Raw genomic sequence first — 5,294 nt, 5'->3', positions numbered from 1 at the left:
ATTAAAAAATAAATTTTATATTATAATCAAAAACTATTTTTTATAAAAAATAGTTTTTGATTATAATATCTTTTAAATTTGAGAAAAATCAATATGTATAAGTTTATATTAGACAATATAAATTATAAAAAATTACTACAAAGATAAATAGAAAGGTTAAATAGGCTAATAGATGAAAAAAGTTACATTAGATATGATAAAAGAAGCAAGAGATACAATAAAAGATATTGTAAAAGAAACACCATTACTTGAAAGTGTACAAATGAGTGCTAAAACAGGTGCTAATGTATATTTAAAATGTGAAAATCTTCAAAAAACTGGATCATTTAAAATAAGAGGTGCTTGTAATAAAATAGCTAACTTAACCCAAGAAGAAAAAGATAAGGGTGTAATAGCATCAAGTGCAGGAAATCATGCACAAGGAGTTGCATTAGGAGCTAAAATGAATGGAATAAAGGCAACAATAGTAATGCCTTCAACTGCTCCACTTGCAAAGGTTACAGCTACTAAGGGATATGGGGCAGAAGTTGTTTTAAATGGTTTAGTTTATGATGATGCATATACAAAGGCGGTTGAATTACAAAAAGAAACAGGGGCAACATTTTTACATCCATTTAATGATGAATATGTTATATCAGGTCAAGGAACTATATCACTTGAAATATTAGAACAATTAGAAAATGTAGATACAATAATTTGTCCAATAGGTGGAGGMGGTATAATATCTGGAGTGGCAGTTGCTGCTAAAGCTATAAAACCAGATGTAAAGATTGTTGGTGTTCAAACATCAAATATACCTTCAATGAAGGTTTCTTTAGAATNNNNTGTTGTAACTACTGCATTTAAAGATGTAACTATAGCTGATGGTATAGCAGTAAAAACTCCAGGAGATTTAACATTTAGTGTTATTAAAGAACTAGTAGATGAAATTATTATTGTAGAAGAAGATGAAATAGCTCAAGCAATGTTATTTTTATTAGAATATCAAAAGGTAACTTGTGAAGGAGCTGGTGCAGTAACTACAGCAGCTATTTGGTCAGGAAAGTATATACCTAAAAAAGGTGAAAATGTTGTATGTATAATATCTGGTGGTAATATTGACATAAATACTTTATACAGAGTAATAGATAAAGGTTTAGTTAAGTGTGGAAGAAGATATACCTTTAGAACTACAATATTAGATAAGCCAGGTGGATTAAGTGAACTTACAAGCATATTAACAAAGTTAGATGCTAATATACTTAATGCTACTATGTCTAAACTAAGTTCAAACTATGGATTAGGTAGACAAGCTGTAGCAATGACTATTGAAACATTTAATGAAGAGCACATAGAAAAAATAAAAGAGAGTTTAGAAAAAGCAGGATTTAATGTACTAGATTTATAAAATTRAATTATATTAAAAAAGNNNNGATTTATTTTTATTATAATAAAAAACTATACAACAGAAGGTTGTTGTGGTAATTCAACGATAAAAGAAGTATATGAACCTACTTTACTAGTAGCATATATTTTTCCTTTATGTTGCTTTACAATAGAGCTAGCTATAGATAAACCTAAACCATATCCGCCAGTTTCTCTATCTCTAGAACTATCAACTCTATAAAATCTTTCAAAAATTCTTTCTAAGTTTTCAGGTTCTATACCTTCTCCAGTATTTCTTATAATCATTTTAACTTTATTTTTATGTTTAAATAGTGATACTGTAATAGTTCCTTTTTTATTAGTATGTTTTATAGCATTATCCATTATTATACTAAATAATTTTTTTAAACTTTCTTTATCGCCATTTACAAATAAACTTTCACTTAGATTAGTTTCTAAATTTATATTATTTTCATATATAATGGCATCAAACATTAAAATCATACTTTCAACTATTTTACTCATATTTATAGGTGCTAAAGGAAGTTTATTTTCTGTAGTATCCATTTTAGCAAGTGAAAGCATTTCATTAATAAGTACAGACATTCTATCAGTTTGAGAATTTATATAGTTTATCCATTTAGATTGATTTTTAATACTATCATCAGGTTGACTTAAAATAAGTGAAGTATTTGTTTTTATTATAGCTAAAGGGGTCTTTAGCTCATGGGAAGCATCAGCTATAAATTGTTTTTGTTTCTCGAAAGTTTCTTTTATAGGAATAATAGATTTATTAGTAAGATAAATACTAATTAGAAGTAATATTATTAAACTTATAAATCCTATAATTACAAAAGTTTTTAAAAGCTGAAATAGCATACTATCATACTGACTTCTTTCCATAAAGGCAATTTTAGTTCCAAATGGAGTATTACCTTTTAAATAAGAATATGAATTATTAGAAATATCTACTTTTCCAAAGCTTTTTGTATCATCTACAATTTTATTAACGACACTTTGAAGAGTATCAGTATCTATACTTACTTCATAGCTTTTAAATATACTTTTTATACTTTTATCATTTGACAACTCCACTAAAATATTAATAGAGTGGGGCATAGGCCTTTTGTTATTATGAATCAAAGCATCTAGATTCATATAAATTTCTTGATTTATATTATTACTTGTCATAAAAAATATTACTCCAAAAAGTCCAATAAAGACTGTTGAAAGTAGGGCCATATTTATTGTAATAAGTTTTAACTTTAGTTTATCAAACATTCTATTGCTCCAATCTATACCCAACTCTTCTTATTGTTGTAATTTTTACATCAGAGTCAACATAAGATAATTTTTTTCTTAAAAAAGATATATAAACCTCTATGTTATTATGATCAATATCAGCATTAAAGTCCCAAAGTTTAGTTATTAAATCATCTTTACTTACTACTAATTTTGGTCTTTGCATAAAATATTTTAATATATCAAATTCTTTTTGAGTAAGGGTTATATTATTATCATTTGCTTCCATTTCATAAGTAGATAAATTTAATTTTATATCAGCAAATTCTAAAATATTTTCATTTATAAGATTAGTATTTCTTCTTGTTAATGCTCTAAGTCTAGCAAGAAGTTCTTCTGGAGCAAAAGGTTTTGGTAAGTAATCATCAGCACCAGAATCTAGTCCTAAAATTCTATCTTCAACGGTTCCTTTGGCAGTAAGTAATATAACTGGAGTTGAAATTTTTCTTTTTCTTATTATTTTAAGTATTTCAAGTCCGTTTAATTTTGGAAGCATTATATCTAAAATTATCACATCGTATACATCAGTTAATGCATAATCTAGCCCATCATCACCACTATAAACTGCATCTACAGTATATTTATTTTTTACAAGTATTTGTTTTAAAGCTTCAGAAAGCTGTTTTTCATCTTCTACTAACAATAGTCTCATAATCATCCTCCTATTTTATGATATACTTAGTTTATGCTATATTTAATTAATTGAAAAAGTTAAGTAGATATTGTTTGAAATTTTGAGATTTTTTAGAAAATTTATAAATAAATCTTATTTTACCATAAAAAGCATAAAATTAAAAAGAGTTGTATAACAATGTTAAACAACTCTTTTATTTATATTAAGGGTGGAGAAATGAAAATTTTAATTATAGGCTTTATTTTCAAAATCAGACATTGTAAGGTTTATGTTTAAGTTTCCATTTCTACATCTTAATTCATCTAAGAAATTCTTTTGGTTAACATCAGGCTTTAGTTGAACTCTATAATATAATTNNTATTCATATAAAAGTCTAACATATAATTATAAAATTTTGCTAGGGGTTTATATTATAAATATTAAGCGTAAACTTTTTCGTCAAATCCAGATAAAGTTAGTGTAATATTTAAGTTTCCATTTCTACATCTTAATTCATCTAAGAAATTCTTTTGGTTAACATCAGGCTTTAGTTGAACTCTATAATATAATTCAAATAAAGCTCCGAAGTCTCTAGTTCTTACTCTTTCTATAGTATAAGAAATAGCAAATTTATTTAATACTTCATCAAATACACCTTCATAGTTTAAATCTTCTGGAACAGTTATTTTAAGTTGCATAGATTTACCTTTAGGTGAAGCAAAATTAGTTATATCTAGTATAAACATTAAAGCAGATAATATAACTGTGAATATAACTGCATATCCAATATATCCCATACCGCAAGTTAATCCAACAGCTAAAGTGAAGAATACATAAGCAATATCCTTTGGATCACCAGGGGCACTTCTAAAACGGATTATAGAGAATGCTCCAGCTAAGCTAAATGCTCTAGCTACATTATTTCCAACTAAAAGTATAATAATTGATATTATTACTGGTAGCATAACTAAAGTAGTTGAAAAGCCAGGATTATATCCGCTTTTCTTATTAGTTTGCATATGTACAAAACTAATGATAAGTCCTAATAAAATTGATGCAAAAATTACTATTAATGCATTTTGGAGAGTGAATGATTCTCCTGTTGTTGTTGCAATTATTGTTTCTAGCATATTTTTAAACTCCTTTTTATATCATTTAAGCAATAAACACTTTCTTCTAGTTCGTTAGCACTATTGACAACAGAATCTTTTTTATTATATATTTCTAGTTCGGATAAAATTTTTGTAAACCAAACTGGAATAGCACCTAAAATCTTTACTTCCATTAAGTACTTATTTTGTCCTAAAATRTCATAYCCAAAACAACCAGATGTTAGATATAAATCATTTCTTCTTCCAGTTATTTCACTATCAAAAGTCACTCTAAAGTCTTTATCTTCTTTACCAAATAAAGCTTTACGAGAATACCCAATATATACATTTGGATAGACTTTATTTTTACTTAAGTAGTATTCTATTTCTTTTATAACTTGATTATTTTCATAGTCATCAAAATTTGGTTTCTTTCCATTTTCTAAAAAGTCATAAACTTCCCCTAAAGTCATAACAACTCTTCTTTTGTTGACTATTCCATTTATTTTCTTTTTTAATTCTAAGAATACTTTATCATCTAAGCTATTTGGGATATTGTAACTTCTAAGTCTAAGTTTTTCTTTATAGTATGGTTTTGAAATAGAGTGTCTTATTACATCATTGTTTAATGTATCGTAATATATATTATAAATATTATAATTTTCACCAAGCTTACAATGCTTATCTAAATTCATATAATCTAGTAGTATTGGAAGTAGTTTATTATATTGTTCATTTGTTAGAATAAATTTTTTTTCAAAACGTTTAAATGATTTTATAGCCATTTATTTTTCCTCCTATCAGTTTAAGAACTTCTTTCTGATATAATTATAAAAAATTAATCTTAAATAAAACTTAAAATTATATGTAATTTCTATGAAGTTTATATTTAAATATTAAAATGATATARATATAGTTARGTT

Annotated in this window: 5 protein-coding genes; 1 reads left to right on the top strand and 4 read right to left on the bottom strand. The window is 25.7% G+C overall.

Annotated features, from left to right (window positions below):
* Positions 1 to 172: 172 nt before the first annotated feature.
* Positions 173 to 1,387, top strand: a complete 1,215-nt coding sequence (ilvA, locus tag G3997_RS05805; RefSeq protein ID WP_296644291.1) for a threonine ammonia-lyase — start codon at positions 173 to 175, stop codon at positions 1,385 to 1,387.
* A 50-nt stretch (positions 1,388 to 1,437) separates the two neighbouring features.
* On the opposite strand, the gene G3997_RS05800 is transcribed toward ilvA, so the two are convergent.
* The 4 genes from G3997_RS05800 to G3997_RS05785 form a co-directional block, all read right to left on the bottom strand.
* A complete protein-coding gene (locus G3997_RS05800; protein ID WP_296644289.1) occupies positions 1,438 to 2,556 on the bottom strand; it encodes a sensor histidine kinase in 1,119 nt (372 codons plus the stop codon).
* A 91-nt stretch (positions 2,557 to 2,647) separates the two neighbouring features.
* Positions 2,648 to 3,319 (bottom strand): response regulator transcription factor, encoded by a 672-nt coding sequence (locus G3997_RS05795; protein ID WP_296644287.1) that lies wholly within the window; start codon positions 3,317 to 3,319, stop codon positions 2,648 to 2,650.
* Positions 3,320 to 3,720: 401 nt separating this feature from the next.
* On the bottom strand, positions 3,721 to 4,410 hold the full coding sequence (locus tag G3997_RS05790; protein WP_296644285.1) for a DUF4956 domain-containing protein: 690 nt from the start codon (positions 4,408 to 4,410) through the stop codon (positions 3,721 to 3,723).
* A complete protein-coding gene (locus G3997_RS05785) occupies positions 4,404 to 5,156 on the bottom strand; it encodes a polyphosphate polymerase domain-containing protein (protein ID WP_296644283.1) in 753 nt (250 codons plus the stop codon). The genes G3997_RS05790 and G3997_RS05785 overlap by 7 nt, the downstream gene beginning before the upstream one ends.
* Between the last annotated feature and the right edge of the window lie 138 nt (positions 5,157 to 5,294).

Source organism: Romboutsia sp. 13368 (assembly GCF_018336475.1).
GTDB lineage: Bacteria > Bacillota > Clostridia > Peptostreptococcales > Peptostreptococcaceae > Romboutsia.
Note: the sequence above shows the minus strand (reverse complement) of the source record. Positions and strands in the feature narration are given on the sequence as shown.